The following is a 16,789-nucleotide window of genomic DNA, read 5'->3' as shown; positions in this document are numbered from 1 at the left end:
CGCAGCGCTGCCGGAGGACAACAGTTATGACCGAGCAAAGAACCGCCATCGTCACCGGCGCCGGCACGGGCATCGGCAAGAGCGTCGCCACGGCGCTGCTCAAGGCCGGCTGGAACACGGTGTTCTGCGGACGCCGCAAACCCGTGCTGGATGCCGCGATCGCCGAGGCCGGTCCCACGGATGCCAAGGCACTGGCGGTTGCCTGCGACATCAGCAAGGCCGGCGAGGTCGATGATCTGTTCGAGACGGTGGCGGAGGCTTTCGGCCGGGTCGACCTGCTCTTCAACAATGCGGGCATGGGCTACAAATCGACGCCGATCGACGAGATCCCGGTCGAGGTGTGGAACGATATCGTCGGCGTCAATCTCACCGGTTCGTTCCTGTGCGCCCGCGCCGCCTTCGGCGCCATGCGCAAGCAGCGGCCGATGGGTGGCCGCATCATCAACAACGGTTCGGTGTCGGCCTACGCGCCGCGTCCGGGCTCGGTGCCTTACACGGCGACCAAGCATGCCATCACCGGACTGACCAAGACGCTGGCGCTCGACGGCCGGCCCTATGACATCGCCTGCGGCCAGATCGACATCGGCAACGCGCTGACCGACATGGCGCAGGCGATGACGGTCGGTGTGCCGCAGGCCAACGGTTCGATCGCCGCCGAAGCGGTGATGGACGTCCAGCGCGTTGCCGACGCCGTCGTCCACATGGCCAGCCTGCCGCTCGACGCCAATGTGCTGTTCATGACGGTGATGGCCACCAAGATGCCGTTTGTCGGGCGTGGGTAGTTATTTCCCCGCCAACGATACGCCGGGACGGTAGAGCGCGATCGGACGGATCTCGTAGACGGCGGTCGGATTGACGCGGCGCAGATCGCGCGCGATGGCGATGGCACCGTCCCGCGTCGCGCAGTCGACGACGTAGAGACCAAGAAGCTGTTCCTTGGTCTCGGCGAACGGACCGTCAATGACGGTCCCGTCGCCTGGCCCGCGCAAGGTGCAGGCCGATTGTGTCTCACCGAGCCGCGCCGACGGCCCGAGGCGGCCTTCGGCGTAGAGCCTGTCGTTGATCCGGAGCAGGTCGGCCATCAGGGCCGCGTCCTGCTCCGGCGTCAGCGCCTTGATCGCATCTTCCACGTGATAGGCGAGGATTGCATAGAACATCGAGCGTTCTCCTTTTCTCCGGAATTGAACAGAACCCCTGGTCCGAGCGCAGCTATTCGTCGTCAGCCAGAGGGCTTCGACGCCTGATCGACCAACCAGTCGACAAACCGGCCGATAGCCAGATTTGCCAGACCTTCCTCATGGCATATGCAGTAATAGCTTCGGCTGGACGCGACACCGAGCATCAAGGGCTGAACGAGCCGACCCTCGTCGAGGTCCCTGAAGGAAATGATATCGTTTGTGAGCGCCACACCATGGCCGTCACGCGCAGCCTGAAGCACCATGGCGAAGTTATCGAAATAGATATCGGACTCCACGGAATGTGGCACACGCGCCTCCGTTAGCCAACGTCTCCACTGGTCGCCATCGTCTTCATGGAGCAGGCGGTGATGCAGGACGTCGCGCGGCTCGCGAATACCGTTCGGCCCGCGCAGCAATTGCGGGCTGCATACTGGTGACGCGTATATGCTATGCAGCATCCGCCACCAGAACCCGGCCCAGGGTGGCTTGCCATAGACGATGGCGACATCGACGTCCCGCCAGTCCACCTCCTCGAAATCCACCGCCGTGCGCATGCGCATGCGGACGTCGGGGTTCGCATCGAGAAACCGAAAAATCCGCGCTGCCAGCCACGTCGTGCCGAAAACCGAAGGCACCGACACGGTGAGGGTCGCCTTGGCGGCTGTGCTGTAGGCATCCGCCGATATTTCGCGGATCGATTCCGATATCTGCTGCATGGCAATGCCCACGCTCTTGTGCAGCGCGGCCCCACGCTCCGTCAGCACCAGGCGGCGACCGCGCTTCTCGAACAGGTCGAGGCCGAGCGACAGTTGCAACGCGCGCAATTGCTGGCTGATGGCGCCCGACGTCACATGCAACTCGGCGGCAGCCGCCGCGATGTTGCCCAGCCGCGATACGCTTTCGAAGGCACGAAGCGAATGAAGGGAGGGGAGCGCCATTTGATACCAATAGTTTAGAAAAACTGCTCATAATTTCCTTTAAAAATTTAGCTTGTTTGCAGAAAACTTGCAACATACCGTCCCCGCGCTGCCCATCCGGGCCAGCCATGACAAAAACAAATGGGGACCGCGATATGTTTCACACGCCGATTTCTGCCGCAGCCAGACTGGCCCTGGGTGGGATGATCCTCACCGTGCTTTCCGCCACGACGCTGACGGCGCAGGCTGCCGATACAAGTCTCGTGCGCGATGGTGTGCTGAGTGTCTGCACGGGTGGCGACTTTCCACCGATGCAGTACTACGCCAATCCCGGGGACGAGAAGCTCGTCGGTTTCGAGGTCGATGTCGTCGATGCGATCGCCAGGCAGTGGAATGCCACCACGAAATACGTCGTTGGTGACTTCAAGGGATTGCTGCCGTCGCTCGGCGCCGAGCGCTGCGATCTCGTGGCGTCCGGCATTCTGGTCACGGCAGAGCGGCTCAAGGCTTACGATGCGGTTCCCTACTTCATTTCCAACGTCGTGATGGTGACGGCTGTCGCCGACGACGCAACCAAGGCCCCGGAGGATCTGAGCGGCAAGGTGCTGGCGATCGAGGCCGGCACCAACTACGAGAAGATGGCTGCCGATCTGAATGCCGAACTGACCAAGGCCGGCAAGGCGCCAGCCGAAATACAGACCTATCCGTCCGCCTCCGCCGTCATCCAGCAGATCCTGATCGGCCGCGCGGCAGCGACGATCACGCAGGATACGACTGCCGCGTTTCGTATCCAGCAGATGCCGGGCCAGCTGCAAATTCCATACAGCTATGGCGACGGTGAAACCTACGGACTCTACCTGAGAAAAAGCGGCGACGAGCGCCAGCGGCTGGTCAAGGCGATCGAGGCGGTGCAGGCGAGCAGCGAGATGGCGACGCTGCTGAAAAAATGGAACCTTCCCGCGACCGCCACCGACGTCAAGCATACGACCAATTGAGGGAAGGGCTGCCGTGTTCGACTACAGGCTCTTCCTGTCGGCGCTGTTCGGCTGGCCCCTCGCCAAGGGCGCTTTGCTGACCTTGGTCCTTTCGGTTCTCGTCATGGCCGTCGCCCTGGCGGTATCCCTGGCAACGGCGGCACTGGCCACGTCGAAGCGGCGCTGGATTCGCCTGTCGATCGCCGCGTTTGTCTGGCTTTTTCGCGGTGCGCCGGCGCTGCTTGTGCTGCTATTCATCTGGAACGGGCTGCCGCAGATCTCGGCGGTCTTCCGATCGAGCTGGTTCACGCCGTTCATCGCGGCGTTTCTCGCCCTGACGCTGATCCAGATCGCCTACCTGACCGAGATCCTTCGCAGTTCCTACGCATCCATCGGCAAGGGGCAATCGGAAGGGGCGGCGGCCCTTGGCTTGCACCGGGGCCAGATATTCTTCCTGATCGTCTTGCCTCAGGCGCTTCGCGTCGCGCTGCCGGCCCTGGTCAACGAGTTAATTTCGTTGCTGAAGGCAACCTCGCTGGCGACCGTCATCTCCCTGAAGGAACTCATGACCGTCACCCAGTTCGCCATCGCCACCAGCTTTCGGTTCCTGGAATGGTATGGCGCCGCACTGATCTACTACATGTCGATGGTTTCGGTTCTGACCATCTTCCAGATGAAGGTCGAGCGCATGCTGTCGCGGGGACATCGTTGATGTCGTCCACTGTGCCCGGTGAGGCTTTCGACTGGTTTTCACGCGAGACTCTGGGGCAAGGCATCACGCGGCTATGGGAGCCGCACGTCCATCCCTATTTCAGAAGCAATATCTTTCACGTTCGCGGGCGCGATGTCGATCTCGTCATCGATGCCGGCATGGGACTTGTGCCGCTCAGGCCGGTGCTGGGCCTGCAGCACGGCAAGCCAGTGGTGGCCGTTGCAACGCATATCCATGTCGATCATGTCGGTGCATTGAGGGAGTTCGAGACGAGGGCCGGCCATCGCGCGGAGGCAGCGTTCTTCGAAGACATGGCGGATGAGCACACATTGGCTCATCTCTTTCGTGCGCAGCCGGAAGCAGTCGGCAGGGCGCCGAACGAGGCGTGGTCGCCACAGCGTTTCCGGATCAGCCCGGCGCCGCTGGCCCGGATTCTGGATGATGGTGATCTGATCGAGACCGGCGACAGGTCGTTTCGCGTTATCCATCTCCCAGGTCATTCACCGGGGTCGATCGGGCTGTTCGATGAACGCAACGGCGATTTCCTGGCCGGCGACGCGATCTATCGCGGGCGACTGGTTGACGACCTTCCAGGGTCGGACATGCGGCTCTACCGAAAGACAATGGAGCGGCTTTTGCAGATAGATTTCAACCAGGCCTATTGCGGGCATGGCGAAACAATCGACCTGAGCGAGCTGAGATCGATTGCGAGAGCTTATCTGGACAAGCCCAGCGCGAGTTGAGCCTCATTTCGCCAGGAACGTTCCGATCCGCTCCAGCGCCCGCAAGATGTTCTCCTCGGAATTGGCGTAAGAGAGCCTGATGTAGCCTTCGCCGAGAATGCCGAAATCGGGACCGCCGATCAGCGCCACGCCGGCCTCGTCAAGCAGGGCCGAGGCGAGCTTCTTTGCCTTCCAGCCGGTCTTCGACACGTTGGGAAAGGCGTAGAACGCGCCCTTGGGCGTGATGCAGGAAATGTTGGGCAAGCCATTCAGCCCCTCGACCACGATCTTCCGGCGGCGGTCGAAGGCGCGCATCATCTTGTCGACGTCGTCCTGCGGGCCGTCTATTGCCGCGATGCCGGCGAACTGGCTCGGCGCGTTGACGCAGGACCAGCAATTGACCGCCAGCTTGCGCACCTTGTCGTAGAGGTGGGCGCCCTTGTCGCCATTCGGCCAGATCGACCAGCCCATGCGCCAGCCGGTCATCGCCCAGGTCTTCGACCAGCCGTTGAGCACGATCAGCCGGTCGCGGATCTCGGGAAAGCCGAGCAGCGAGCAATGCGTCTCGCCGTCATAGGTCATGACGTCGTAGATCTCGTCGGAGAGGATGGCGACGTCGGGGTGCTTCTCCAGCCCCTTGACCAGCTTCTCGATCTCGGTTCGCGGCGTGACGCCGCCGGTCGGGTTGGCCGGCGAGTTGAGGATCAGGAGCCTGGTCTTCGAGGTGATCAGCGCCAGCGTCTCCTCGGCGGAGAAGGCAAAGCCGTTTTCCTCCCGCATCGGCACCGGGATCGGAGCAGCGCCAGTGAATTCGATCATCGAGCGGTAGATGGGGAAGCCTGGGTCGGGATAGAGGATCTCGGCGCCCGGCTCGCCGAACATCAGGATGGCGGCGAACATGGTCGGCTTGCCGCCGGGCAGGATCATCACCGCTTCGGGCGATACCTCGACGCCGGTGGTGGTCAGCGTGCGGCGCACCACCGCCTCGCGCGTTGCCAGCAGGCCATTGGCCGGCGTGTAGCCATGGTGGCCGTCGCGCAGCGCCTTGATCGCCGCCTCGACGATGTGCTGCGGCGTCTTGAAGTCGGGCTGGCCGATGCCGAGATTGACAATGTCGCGGCCTTGGCTTGCCAGTGCCGTCGCCCGCGCCAGCACGGCAAAGGCGTTTTCCTCGCCGAGACGGTCGAAGGCCGAAATCGTGTGGAGCATTTTTCCCGTCCGTGTGGTTCTTACTGTTGGCGTGCGTTTTTGTGAGCTTCGGCCCGCAAAAGTCAAACGGATTGGAGCTTACGGTGTCGGAAAATCTCAAAGATTGGCAATCGCGTCCGCGGCCCGAGCGCAAGGCCATCGACGGCAGCTATGTCCGGCTCGAACCGCTGAGCGCCGCAAAACACGGCGACGGCCTCTACGAAGCGTCCTCCGTATCCGACGTCGACGGCCGCTTCGCCTGGCTGCCCGATTATCCGCCGGAGACCCGTGCCGCTTTCCAGCCATGGCTGGACAAGGTCGAGGCCAGCGAGGATCCGCTGTTCTTCACCGTCATCGACAAGGCGAGCGGCAAGGTCGCCGGGCGCCAGACGCTGATGCGCATCGATCCTGCCTATGGCGTCATCGAGATCGGCAACATCTATTGGGGACCGCTCATCTCGCGCAAGCCGGGCGCGACCGAAGCGCAGTTCCTGTTCATGAAATACATCTTCGACGAACTCGGCTATCGCCGCTACGAATGGAAATGCAACAACCGCAACGAGCCATCGAAGCGGGCGGCCGAACGCTTCGGCTTCAAGTTCGAGGGCATTTTCCGCCAGCATCTCATCGTCAAGGGTGAAAACCGCGATACGGCATGGTATTCGGTCATCGACAAGGAGTGGCCGGCTCTGCGCCAAGCCTATGAAGCGTGGCTCGACCCGGCCAATTTCGATGGCGACGGCCAGCAGAAGCGACGGCTTGAGGATTTCCGCGCCAAGTTCGGCGCGTAAGCTGAATTCGGCGCGCAACGGGAGTTTGCCATTGGCGCATACCCACGATCACAGCGGGCATGACCACGGCGCCGGCCATGTGCATGGTTCGACCGACAAGAAACGCGTGCTGATCGCTGCCTGCCTGACCGCCGGCTTCATGGTCGCCGAAGCTCTCGGCGGCCTCCTGACCGGATCGCTGGCGTTGCTGGCCGATGCCGGACACATGCTGGCCGATTCGATCGCACTCGGCCTTGCCTGGTATGCGTTTCATCTTGCGGGGCGTCCGGCGACCGGCCGTCTCACCTATGGCTTCGGCCGGGTCAAGACGCTGGTGGCTTATACCAACGGCATCGCCATCTTCGTCATCGCGCTGTGGATCGTCTACGAGGCATGGGGGCGCCTGCTGGCGCCGGCGCCGGTGCTTGGCGGACCGATGCTGGTGGTGGCGGTCCTCGGCCTGCTCGTCAATATCGGTTCCTTCTTCGTGCTGCATGGCGGCGACCGTGAGAGCCTGAACATGCGCGGCGCCATCCTGCATGTGCTAGGCGACCTGCTCGGCTCGGCCGCCGCAATCGTTGCCGCACTGGTCATCCTGGCGACCGGCTGGACGCCGATCGACCCGATCCTGTCGGTCCTGGTCTCGCTGCTGATCCTGTCTACGGCATGGTCGCTGATGCGCGCCGCCGCTCAAGTCCTGCTCGAGGGCGTGCCGCCCAGCCTCGACCGCGATCTGATCGCCAGGGATATCGAGGCGACGGTCCAGGGGGTGCGCGAAGTGCACCACATGCATGTCTGGTCGCTTGACGGGACAAGCAACATGGCGACGCTGCACGCCTGCCTCGACGAGGGTGTCGATGCCTATCAGGCGGTCAGCGCCATCAAGAAGCGGCTTGCCAGCGAGCATGGCATCAGCCATGCCACCGTGGAACCGGAATTCGGACAGTGCGCCGACGATGGCGACGAACACGACCATGATCACGAGCACGAGCACGATGCGGCTTCGCATCACGACCACCATCATCAGGCCTGATCGATTGATATCGATTGGTCCTGTCTCAGGAGTGCCAAAGCCTTGAAAACAAGCTTGACGAACGCTCACTGCCCGGGCGCAGCATGATGGACCGCGATACCAGGAATGCGGCCATCGCGGCAGCGTGGATCATGCTTCTGTTCGGCATCGCCGCCTTCTACCTGCCGACCGTGATGCTGGCACTTGGCAGTTTCTCGACCGTGCTGGCCGGTGCCTTTGGCATCGTCTTCGTGCTGGCGTTTTTCTCGGTGTTCTGGCTGCGGGCCCGCAACCAGCGCAAAAACCAGGGTAATTAGAGGTCTTTGACATGCGCATTCTGATCACTGGCGCGGCAGGCATGGTCGGCCGCAAGCTCATCGCCCGGCTGGCCAAGGACGGCACATTGCGCGGCCGCCAGATCACAGCACTCGACCTGCACGACATCGTGCCGCCGCAGGCACCTAGCATGGACGGCGTCAGCGTCACCATCCACACCGGCGATCTCGCCGAGGCGGGCGCGGCCGAACGCCTGGTCGCGTCGCGCCCCGATGTCGTCTTCCATCTCGCCGGCATCGTGTCCGGCGAGGCGGAGGCGAATTTCGATCTCGGCTACCGCGTCAATCTCGACGGCACACGAGCGCTGTTCGATGCCATCCGGCTGGCGGGCTTTGCACCGCGCGTCATCTTCACCTCGTCGATCGCGGTGTTCGGCGCGCCGTTTCCGGATGTCATACCGGATGAATTCCATCCGACGCCGCTGACCTCCTACGGCACCCAGAAGCAGATGAGCGAAGCGCTGCTCGCCGACTATTCCAGGCGCGGCTTCTTCGACGGCATCGGCATCCGGCTGCCGACCATCTGCGTGCGGCCGGGCAAGCCGAACAAGGCGGCGTCCGGTTTCTTCTCCGGCATCATCCGCGAGCCGTTGAGCGGCCACGAGGCGATCCTGCCGGTGCCGCGCTCCGTCGTGCACACCCATGCCAGCCCGCGTTCGGCGGTCAACTTCCTGATCCATGCGGCCGGGATCGACGGCGACGCCGTCGGGCCGCGCCGCAATTTGACGATGCCCGGCGTCGCGGTCACCGTCGGCGAGCAGATCGAGGCGCTGGAACGCATCGTCGGGTCGAAGGCAGTGAAGCTGATCCGCGAGGAGCCCGACGAAACGATCTGGGCGATCGTCAAGGGCTGGCCGACACGGTTCGAGGCGCGGCGGTCAAGGGAACTCGGCTTCAGCGCCGAAACGAGTTTTGATGAAATCATCCGCGCGCATATCGACGACGAGCTCGGCGGCAAGATCGCGGATTAAACCCGCAGCGTTCCGGCGCGCAAAAGCATCAACCGCCGGTCGCCAGGCTCGCCGACAGCAGCAACAGCCCGAACAGGAACACGAAGGCGGCGCCGCCGATCTCGACGATCGAGTGGATGCGGTTGCCCATGCGGCCATCGCCGGCGAAATACACCGCCCAGTTCTTTGCGGTCACCGCCAGTGTGGCCAGAGCCGAGACGGTGATGGCGGTTCCCAGCGACATCGCCAGCACCGACAACAGGCCGCCGAGCCAGAGCCCGTTGAGAAGTGCGAAGCTGAGCACGATCAACGCGCCTGAACACGGACGGATGCCGACGGCCGCCACCGCCGACCAGGCCGTGCGCCAGTCGAAGCGGTCGCCCGACAACAGCGCCGGATCGGGCGCATGTGAGTGGCCGCAGGTGTCGCAGACCTCGCCCGCCGCATGATCGTGATGCGCATGATCGTGATGAGTATGGTCGTGTGCGCCATGGTCGTGATCGTGCGCGCCGTGGCCGTGATGATCGTGCGAATGGTCATGCGCATGGTCGTGATCGTCATGCACGTGCAGGGCGTGCGAATGGGCATGCGCCGAATGGCTGTGAGCGGCATGGGAATGACCGGTGTGCGAATGGCCGGCATGGGAATGACCATGGCCCGCATGGGAGTGACCGGCGTGAGCCGCCGACAGGCTGTAGGCGGGGCCTCGTCCGAACAGGCGCAGGACGGACGGGCCGAGCTTGCGCCACAGCAGCCAGGCGCCGAACAGGGTGACGAAGACATAGCTCATGATTTCCATGAACCAGGCAGCGTCGGTCATCGAGATGGTGGTGCCGCGCAGGACGAAATAGGCGAGCAGCATCACCGCGACCGCGGTCAGGCCCTGCAGCAGTGCCGAGACAAAGGACAACAGGATGCCGCGCCGCAGCGCCACTTCATTGGCCACCATGTAGGACGAGATCACTGCCTTGCCGTGGCCGGGGCCGGCGGCGTGGAAAATGCCGTAGGCGAAAGACAGGCCGATGAGCACCCACAGCTTGCTGCCGTCCTGGCGCATCGCCTTCATCGCCGTCGCCAGCGCGCGATAGAATTCCTGCTGCCTGAGATTGATCCACATCAGGATGTGGGCGAATGGGCCGGTGGTGGGCGCCATGCCGTCATTGACGCCGATGCCGAGCGAACTCTGGGCATGGGCGGAGCTGGCGAAATGCATCATGACAAAGGTGATGGCCAACAGGCCGAATGCCAAACGCAGGGATGGTTTCGTCACCGGGTTCATCCTTCTGGCTGACAGGTCAGTTCGAGCTTGGTGGCGAAGATCTTGCTCATGTCGGTGCCTGTCGGATCGTTGAAGAACGCATCCGTCAGGGTCTTCTGGTTTTCTTTGATCGCCTCGTCCGGGTCCGGACGGATCACCTTGCTGGTGCAATTCGACGGCAGGCCTTCAACCGTGATGTTGGAGTCTTCGGTGAAATCGATCGCCGTGTAGAAGGTCGGATCGTAGACGCCGATGTCGATCTTGCCGGCCAGCTTGATCGGCACCTTCGGCTCGGACTCGAACAGGATGACCAACTGGTCATTGTCGAAATTGGCCATCAGATGCGGCGGCGGCGTCATCGCCACGTCCTTGCCGTCGACAGTGACGAGCTGGAAGTAGTTGAACTCTGCCAGCGAGGCGTGGACGGTATCGGCGACATCCTTCAGCTCCTTGTCGTCGAGCTTCAGGTCGGAGTTCTTGTCGAACTCCATCATCACCGTGCTGGAAAACAGATCGTCGAAGCGCCAGAGATGACGCAGCGCTTTCACACTTTGGTGATCCGGAGAAAGAATCACGTCGAGGCGAGCCTCGGCGAAGACATGTGGATGCACATAAGCTGGTCCAGTGGCGGCAAAGGTTGCCGCCAAGGCCGAAGCCAGCATGATTGCGTGCCGTTTCAGGTGCATTCTCGGTCGCGATTCCATCGGCCTCGGAGAGAGATGTCGAGAGTTACCAGAAAGGGGGCGAAATTGGGACCGCGAGGCGGCCATGGCCTGTTCCATCCCGATTAGATCGGGGTGGGCTCTGCCTGTTTGTTTGCGCATGATCTCTGGACAAACGGCTTCCGTTTGTCCGAGAAAATCGGATTCCACTCATGGCTAGGCCGCTCAGGTGGCCTCACGTGTCTTGAACCACTGCACCAAAAAATCGACGAAGACGCGGACTTTCGCCGGCAGATAGCGGCGATGCGGGTAGACGGCAAAAATACCGCCGCCCGACAGGATGCGGTCATCCATCACCGTCACCAGCCGGCCGCTCGCGAGGTCGGGCGCGGCGATGAAATCCGGCAGCACGGAAAATCCGAGCCCCGCCACGGCCGCGGCTCTCGCCGTCATCGGGCTGTTGACCTCGATCGGACCCGAGACCGCAACGCTCACCGGATCGCCATTGTCGCCCTTGAACGGCCAGTTGTTCAGTCCGCGGCCATTGGTGTCGACGATGCAGGGCATGCGGCCAAGGTCCTGCGGCCGCGTCGGCATGCCATGCTTGGCGATCAGTTCGGGAGAGGCGCAGAGCTTTATCGAAAATGGCGCCAGCCGCCTGGCGATCAGCGACGAGTTCTCCAGCCGCGAGATGCGCACGGCGAGATCGAAGCCTTCCTCGACAAGGTCGACGAAGCGGTCGTCGAGCTGGATGTCGAGCACGATGTCGGGATATTGCTTGGCGAAGTCGATCAGCGACTGGCCGATCGGCGCATCGGCGAAGGTGCGCGGCGCCGACAGCTTGATCCGGCCGCGCACGTCGCCGGACGATTCACGCACCGCGTCGGCCAGGCTGTCGACCTCGCGCACGATCTCCGAGGCGCGCCGGTAATAGGTGTGGCCGGCCTCGGTCATCGAGAACTGCCGTGTGGTGCGGTTCAAGAGCAACGCGCCGAGCTCGTCCTCCAGCTCGCGCACATATTTCGACAGCAATGCCTTGGAGCGGCCGATCTTGCGTGCCGCCGCCGAAAAGCCCTCGGCCTCGACCACATCGATGAAGGCACGCATGCGGGTCAGTGTGTCCATGGTCAAGCCTTTCGTGCCGCGTCGAGAGGTTTCCGGCCGAGCCGTATCAGGGCAATGTCGCTGCCGGAAGGGCCAAGCAGCGACAGGCCGAACGGGGCGCCGGCGACCGAGCCGATGGGCAAGGTGATTTGCGGAAAGCCGGACAGGCCGGCGAGGCACAGAAGCTGCAGGGCCTGCTCGCGATAGGCCTGGAATTGCTCCGGCGTGCTGTCCACGTAGGGCGCCGGGCCCGGCACCGTCGGCAGGACAAGGAAACCGTCCCTGCCGAGCAGTTCGCTCAGTTCGCCGCGAAAGGTCAGCCGGCGCACCGTCTCGGCCTGCGCTGTGCGGTCGTCGACGGCACGGCCGAAGCCGAAACGCTCGTCGACGCCAGGGCCGAGGTCGCGCTCGCCGCTGGTGATCCAGTCGCCATGCACAGTCCAGGCCTCCTTGGCCTGCAGCCGGCGAAAGCACCAGTAGAGTTCGTCCGCAGACGAGGAGAAGTGTGTGGCTGGCGTCGCCGGCGTGCCGAAAACCGCGCTCGCCAGCGCCTTCATTCCGGCATATTCGGCAAGCGCCGGGCGGGCGACCAGTTCGTCCAGCCAGTCCAGCGCCAGCGGGCGTTCCAACGCGTGCTGGTGCGGGTCGCGGCCAAGCAGCAGCCTGCCCACGGTCTCGTAGGTCTCGATGTCGTCGGCGAACCAGCCGAACGTGTCGAAGCTCGGCGCCAGCTTCATTGCGCCGTCGAGCGAAATGCGGCCATGCGTGGTGCGCAGCCCGATCAATCCGCAAAAGCTCGCCGGCGCGCGGATCGAGCCGCCGGTGTCGGAGCCGGTGGCGATGTCGGCCAGCCTGCCCGCCACCGCCGCCGCCGACCCCGATGAAGAGCCGCCGGTGACGCGGTCGGGCGCTGCCGGGTTAACCGGAAACGAGAAATGCGCATTCTGACCGAATAGCGCGAAGGCAAGCTCGTCGGTCTGGGTCTTGCCGACGAAGCGTGCGCCGGCATCGAGAATCATCTGCACGGCCGGCGCCGTGCGCGTGGCGGCATTGCTTTCGGCGAACTTCTGCAAATTGCCGCAACCGGTGCGGTAGCCGGCGACGTCGTAGATGTCCTTGACGGCCAGCCGCAGGCCGGCCAGCGGTCCGAGCTCGGCATGTGCCACCGGCGTCTGGCGAACATCGAGAAAGGCGTTGAGGGGGCCGTGCGTGCCTGTCATCGTTCGATATCCGCATACGAGTGCACCAACATTGTTCGGTGCCAGAAATTTTACAACCTGGGATGCGATTTTTATTGATTGTGAAAGCCTTCGCCCTTATATCGCGCTTGCCCAAAGTCGCACGTGCCTGTGGGTGTCCGCCGATCCTCGAATGGTGAGGGAAATCGGTAAGGTAACTGGAGCCAACCCCTCCAGTCGGTTTAGCGGCCAACCGCCAGACCGAGGACACCTTGAAGCAACGACGGTGCGGGCCTTTCTGGTGTTCTGCCGGTTGTCCAAAGACCGGGGTTACTGAAGAGGCACACCTTCATTGCCGGCAGTGCGGACGGGTTTCCCATCCAAGCCAAGGCAGACAAAGCGAACCGAGGCCGGGCAAGGCCAAGGTTCACCGCCGCGAGACGGCGCTTCATGGTTCCGGGGTCTCCACCGGCTGGTTCCATGGATTTCCGTCCCGCCTTTGTCCACCGCGTGTTCGCGAGGCGCACAGCCCGCGTTCCGCAGCCTTATTGCGCGCCGAAAGGCGCTGATGGAGAGACCCCGATGGCTACCCAACGCATCCTTGACTTCCTCGCCACCCGACGCCCGACCGGCCCCTGCCTGGTCGTCGACCTCGATGTCGTGCGCGACAATTTCCGCGCCTTCGAGAAGGCGCTGCCCGATTCGAAGATCTACTATGCGGTGAAAGCAAATCCGGCGCCGGAAATCCTGCGCCTGCTTGCTGCGATGGGCTCGTCCTTCGACACCGCTTCCGTTGCCGAAGTCGAGATGGCGATGGACGCCGGTGCGCCGGCGGACCGCATCTCCTTCGGCAACACCATCAAGAAGGAGCGTGACATCGCAAGCGCCTACCAACTCGGCATCCGCCTGTTCGCGGTGGACTGCGTCGAAGAGGTCGAGAAGATCGCCCGCGTCGCTCCCGGCGCGCGCGTGTTCTGCCGCGTGCTGACCGATGGCGAAGGCGCCGAATGGCCGCTGTCGCGCAAGTTCGGCTGTGTGCCGGCGATGGCCATCGACGTGCTGCGCCATGCCAAGGGGCTCGGCCTCGACGCCTATGGCGTGTCGTTCCACGTCGGCTCGCAGCAGACCGACCTGACCGCCTGGGACCGCGCGCTGGCCGATGCCAAGACGGTGTTCGCGACGCTCGCCGAGGAAGGCATCGTGCTCAAGATGGTCAACATGGGCGGCGGTTTCCCGACGCGCTATCTGCGTGACGTGCCGGCGGCGCAAGCCTATGGCCAGGCGATCTTCTCGGCGCTGCGCAAGCATTTCGGCAATGCCATCCCGGAAACCATCATCGAGCCGGGCCGCGGCATGGTCGGCAATGCCGGCGTCATCAAGTCGGAGGTCGTACTGATCTCGAAGAAGGCCGCCAACGACAATGTGCGCTGGGTGTTCCTCGATATCGGCAAGTTCGGCGGCCTGGCCGAGACGATGGACGAGGCGATCCGCTACCCGATCGTCACCGCGCATGACGGCACGGAGACTGCGCCTTGCGTGCTCGCCGGCCCGACCTGCGATTCGGCCGACGTGATGTACGAGAAGACGCCGTATCCGCTGCCTTTGTCGCTGACCATCGGCGACGAGGTGCTGATCGAGGGCACCGGCGCCTACACGACCACCTACTCGGCGGTCGCCTTCAACGGCTTCGAGCCTCTCCGATCCTACGTGATCTGACGGCTCGCAAGAGCCGCTCAGATCATCCCAGGTGGGCGCCTGTCGTCCACCCGGGCTCGCCTGTGGAACAGATCTCCGCTCGCCAGGGATTGCGGAAATGGACATTGCAAATTTCATTGTTGAGGGCGGCGCTTCACGCGCGGCGACCTCCTCTGTCGCCTTCGGCGACACCTCCCCCTCAAGGGAGGAGATTGCCGGTGCTGTTGCCATCGTTGCCGAAACCGCGGCCGACGTTGCAGCGCGTGAAGCGCTGCTCGACGATGCCATGGGACCGAAGCGCAGGACCAAGTCGTCGGAGAAGCTGCGGCGCGGCCGCCGGCCTTCGGAAGGCATGGCCTTCATCGCCCGCGACGCGTCGGGTAGCGTGGCCGGCACGGTGCGGCTGTGGGATGTCACGCTGGGCGAGGGCGGCCCGGCCGCGCTGCTGCTTGGCCCGCTTGCCGTCGATCCGTCACTCAAGAGTGCCGGTATCGGCTCGGCGCTGATGCGCCATGCAATTACCGAGGCGGCGCGGCTTGGCCATGCGGCGATCCTGCTGGTCGGCGACGCGCCCTATTACGGACGTTTCGGATTCTCGGCCGCCAGGACCGGTTCCCTCGCCATGCCCGGCCCCTATGAGCGGCACCGCCTGCTGGCGCTGGAACTGGTGGAGGGTGCGCTCGACGGCGCCAGGGGTACGCTGAAGGCCGCGGGACGCAAGCTGAAGGCGCAGGAGCAGGCGTCGGCGGCCTGAGGCTGCAAGAGCGCCTGAAGCGGACACATAGTCGTCGCCCAAAACAAAAACGCCGCCCACCGGGCGGAAAATTCCCTTTAGTTCTCAACGGTAGTTCTTGTGAATCCCTTGCGCTACAAGGGATTGCGTTGACATAGTTGTCCATCGCGACCATAGTATCCACCAGTTAGGGTATGGTGGAAAGTATGGTAAGGAACAAACTTACAGACGCCAAAATCAAGGGTCTCCGCAAGCCGGGTGTCTATGCTGACGGTGCTGGATTGTATATCCGCGTCCACCCCGGCGGAAGCAAGTCGTGGTTTTTCATCTATCGCCGCAAGGGGATCCGACGCGAGATCGGGCTTGGCGGCTTTGCTGGCACAGCACCCATCACATTGGCCATCGCCAGGCGCAAGGCGGATGAGATGCGCGACGCGCTCGCAAATGATCAGGATCCGTATGCAGCCCGCCGAGCAGCCAAGACCGCTCCCACGTTCGCCGAAGTCGCCACCCGGCTCATCGAGGCTAAGCGCTCGGAATGGACGCCGAAGACTGAGAAGGAGTGGCGCGTACACCTGCTTGAGCACGCCGCGAACCTAGGCCCGTTGGCTATCGACGCAGTCGGAACTGAGGTCATCCAATCCACCTTGCTGCCTATCTGGAAGAAGACACCAGCGACCGGCCAGCGCGTGCGCGGGAAGATCGAGGCAGTTATCGATTTCGCCTTGGCCAAGAATTTGCGGGCAGGTGACAATCCCGGGCGCTGGACGGGGCACCTTGAGCACATCCTCTCGGCCGCCAGCCGCACGACTGGAGCGAACCACGATGCCATGCCGTACTCAGAGGTTTCGACATTCCTAAGCGAGCTTGGCGCCGAAGTCGCGGAGCAGTGCCTGCTCTTCACAATATTGACGGCGGTTAGGACGTCAGAGGCAATCGAAGCGAAACCCGGCGAGTTTGATGTTACCGCGAAGACATGGTCGATTCCTGGCGAGCGCACTAAGACCGGCAAGCCGCTAGTTGTTCCGCTTTCCGAATCTGCCCTAGCTGTCGTATCCAGTCGGATGTCAGATAAGTTTGTGTTTGAGGGCGCCGTAAAGGATCGACCGATAGGCAATGCTGCAATGCGTGGCGTGATGGCAGCGAAACGGCCAGGGACAACAGTCCACGGGTTCCGTTCCGCCTTTAGGGACTGGTGCGGTGAGGAGACCGACTTTCCCCGAGAGATCGCAGAATGGTCGCTCGGACACAAGGTCGGTTCCGCTGTAGAGCGCGCATACCGTCGCGGCGATGCCCTGGAAAAGCGGCGGCAATTGATGGCTGATTGGGCGACGTACTGCGGCAAGTTGACGCAGCAATGAAATTGTTTTGACAAACCGAGTTTTTGGTGGGTCATTTTTC

The 16,789-nt window shown here is 63.2% G+C and carries 18 protein-coding genes; 11 read left to right on the top strand and 7 right to left on the bottom strand.

Annotation, left to right across the window (positions count from 1 at the left end; translation table 11 throughout):
• The first annotated feature begins 26 nt into the window (after positions 1–26).
• Entirely contained in the window at positions 27–782 is a 756-nt protein-coding gene (locus tag ACFSOZ_RS26125; RefSeq protein WP_379102648.1) for an SDR family oxidoreductase, read from the top strand.
• Here ACFSOZ_RS26125 and ACFSOZ_RS26120 read toward each other — a convergent pair whose 3' ends face one another.
• Both ACFSOZ_RS26120 and ACFSOZ_RS26115 read right to left on the bottom strand, forming a co-directional pair.
• The gene (locus ACFSOZ_RS26120; RefSeq protein WP_379102646.1) at positions 783–1,157 is read right to left on the bottom strand and encodes a YciI family protein; all 375 of its coding nucleotides are present in this window, start codon (positions 1,155–1,157) and stop codon (positions 783–785) included.
• Positions 1,158–1,219: 62 nt separating this feature from the next.
• Positions 1,220–2,116 (bottom strand): LysR substrate-binding domain-containing protein, encoded by an 897-nt coding sequence (locus ACFSOZ_RS26115; protein WP_379102644.1) that lies wholly within the window; start codon positions 2,114–2,116, stop codon positions 1,220–1,222.
• A 134-nt stretch (positions 2,117–2,250) separates the two neighbouring features.
• Here ACFSOZ_RS26115 and ACFSOZ_RS26110 point away from each other — a divergent pair, with 134 nt between their 5' ends.
• The 3 genes from ACFSOZ_RS26110 to ACFSOZ_RS26100 are packed head-to-tail and all read left to right on the top strand — an operon-like array spanning position 2,251 to position 4,524.
• Entirely contained in the window at positions 2,251–3,090 is an 840-nt protein-coding gene (locus tag ACFSOZ_RS26110) for a transporter substrate-binding domain-containing protein (RefSeq protein ID WP_379102642.1), read from the top strand.
• Positions 3,091–3,103: 13 nt separating this feature from the next.
• Positions 3,104–3,781 (top strand): amino acid ABC transporter permease, encoded by a 678-nt coding sequence (locus tag ACFSOZ_RS26105; protein ID WP_379102640.1) that lies wholly within the window; start codon positions 3,104–3,106, stop codon positions 3,779–3,781.
• Entirely contained in the window at positions 3,781–4,524 is a 744-nt protein-coding gene (locus tag ACFSOZ_RS26100) for an MBL fold metallo-hydrolase (protein WP_379102638.1), read from the top strand. Before ACFSOZ_RS26105 ends, ACFSOZ_RS26100 begins: the two co-directional genes overlap by 1 nt.
• A gap of 3 nt (positions 4,525–4,527) precedes the next feature.
• On the opposite strand, the gene ACFSOZ_RS26095 is transcribed toward ACFSOZ_RS26100, so the two are convergent.
• Entirely contained in the window at positions 4,528–5,712 is a 1,185-nt protein-coding gene (locus tag ACFSOZ_RS26095; protein WP_379102636.1) for a pyridoxal phosphate-dependent aminotransferase, read from the bottom strand.
• 83 nt (positions 5,713–5,795) lie between these two features.
• Here ACFSOZ_RS26095 and ACFSOZ_RS26090 point away from each other — a divergent pair, with 83 nt between their 5' ends.
• The 4 genes from ACFSOZ_RS26090 (at position 5,796) to denD (ending at position 8,779) form a co-directional block, all read left to right on the top strand.
• Positions 5,796–6,482, top strand: coding sequence for a GNAT family N-acetyltransferase (locus ACFSOZ_RS26090; protein WP_379102634.1), 687 nt, complete (start codon positions 5,796–5,798; stop codon positions 6,480–6,482).
• A gap of 31 nt (positions 6,483–6,513) precedes the next feature.
• A complete protein-coding gene (locus ACFSOZ_RS26085) occupies positions 6,514–7,494 on the top strand; it encodes a cation diffusion facilitator family transporter (protein ID WP_379102632.1) in 981 nt (326 codons plus the stop codon).
• Positions 7,495–7,577: 83 nt separating this feature from the next.
• Entirely contained in the window at positions 7,578–7,790 is a 213-nt protein-coding gene (locus ACFSOZ_RS26080) for a hypothetical protein (protein WP_379102630.1), read from the top strand.
• Positions 7,791–7,801: 11 nt separating this feature from the next.
• Positions 7,802–8,779 carry a D-erythronate dehydrogenase gene (gene denD, locus ACFSOZ_RS26075; RefSeq protein ID WP_379102628.1) on the top strand — a complete coding sequence of 326 codons (978 nt, stop codon included), beginning with the start codon at positions 7,802–7,804 and terminating at the stop codon, positions 8,777–8,779.
• A gap of 28 nt (positions 8,780–8,807) precedes the next feature.
• On the opposite strand, the gene ACFSOZ_RS26070 is transcribed toward denD, so the two are convergent.
• The 4 genes from ACFSOZ_RS26070 to ACFSOZ_RS26055 form a co-directional block, all read right to left on the bottom strand.
• Positions 8,808–10,037, bottom strand: coding sequence for a nickel/cobalt transporter (locus ACFSOZ_RS26070; protein ID WP_379102626.1), 1,230 nt, complete (start codon positions 10,035–10,037; stop codon positions 8,808–8,810).
• Entirely contained in the window at positions 10,034–10,702 is a 669-nt protein-coding gene (locus ACFSOZ_RS26065; protein WP_379102624.1) for a DUF1007 family protein, read from the bottom strand. The genes ACFSOZ_RS26070 and ACFSOZ_RS26065 overlap by 4 nt, the downstream gene beginning before the upstream one ends.
• A gap of 201 nt (positions 10,703–10,903) precedes the next feature.
• A complete protein-coding gene (locus ACFSOZ_RS26060; protein ID WP_379102622.1) occupies positions 10,904–11,803 on the bottom strand; it encodes a LysR family transcriptional regulator in 900 nt (299 codons plus the stop codon).
• A gap of 2 nt (positions 11,804–11,805) precedes the next feature.
• A complete protein-coding gene (locus ACFSOZ_RS26055; RefSeq protein ID WP_379102620.1) occupies positions 11,806–13,002 on the bottom strand; it encodes an amidase in 1,197 nt (398 codons plus the stop codon).
• A 540-nt stretch (positions 13,003–13,542) separates the two neighbouring features.
• Between ACFSOZ_RS26055 and odc2 the strand changes: the two genes are divergently transcribed.
• The 3 genes from odc2 (at position 13,543) to ACFSOZ_RS26040 (ending at position 16,749) form a co-directional block, all read left to right on the top strand.
• Complete coding sequence (gene odc2 / locus ACFSOZ_RS26050; protein WP_379102618.1) at positions 13,543–14,676, top strand: ornithine/lysine decarboxylase; 1,134 nt, start codon at positions 13,543–13,545, stop codon at positions 14,674–14,676.
• A gap of 97 nt (positions 14,677–14,773) precedes the next feature.
• Positions 14,774–15,409: a GNAT family N-acetyltransferase gene (locus tag ACFSOZ_RS26045; RefSeq protein WP_379102617.1), complete on the top strand. Its 636-nt coding sequence runs from the start codon at positions 14,774–14,776 to the stop codon at positions 15,407–15,409.
• A 173-nt stretch (positions 15,410–15,582) separates the two neighbouring features.
• Positions 15,583–16,749, top strand: a complete 1,167-nt coding sequence (locus ACFSOZ_RS26040; RefSeq protein ID WP_379102615.1) for a tyrosine-type recombinase/integrase — start codon at positions 15,583–15,585, stop codon at positions 16,747–16,749.
• Positions 16,750–16,789 lie beyond the last annotated feature (40 nt).

It is taken from the genome of Mesorhizobium newzealandense (assembly GCF_042682145.1).
Lineage (GTDB): Bacteria > Pseudomonadota > Alphaproteobacteria > Rhizobiales > Rhizobiaceae > Mesorhizobium > Mesorhizobium newzealandense.
This window is presented reverse-complemented; position numbering and strand designations above follow the sequence as displayed.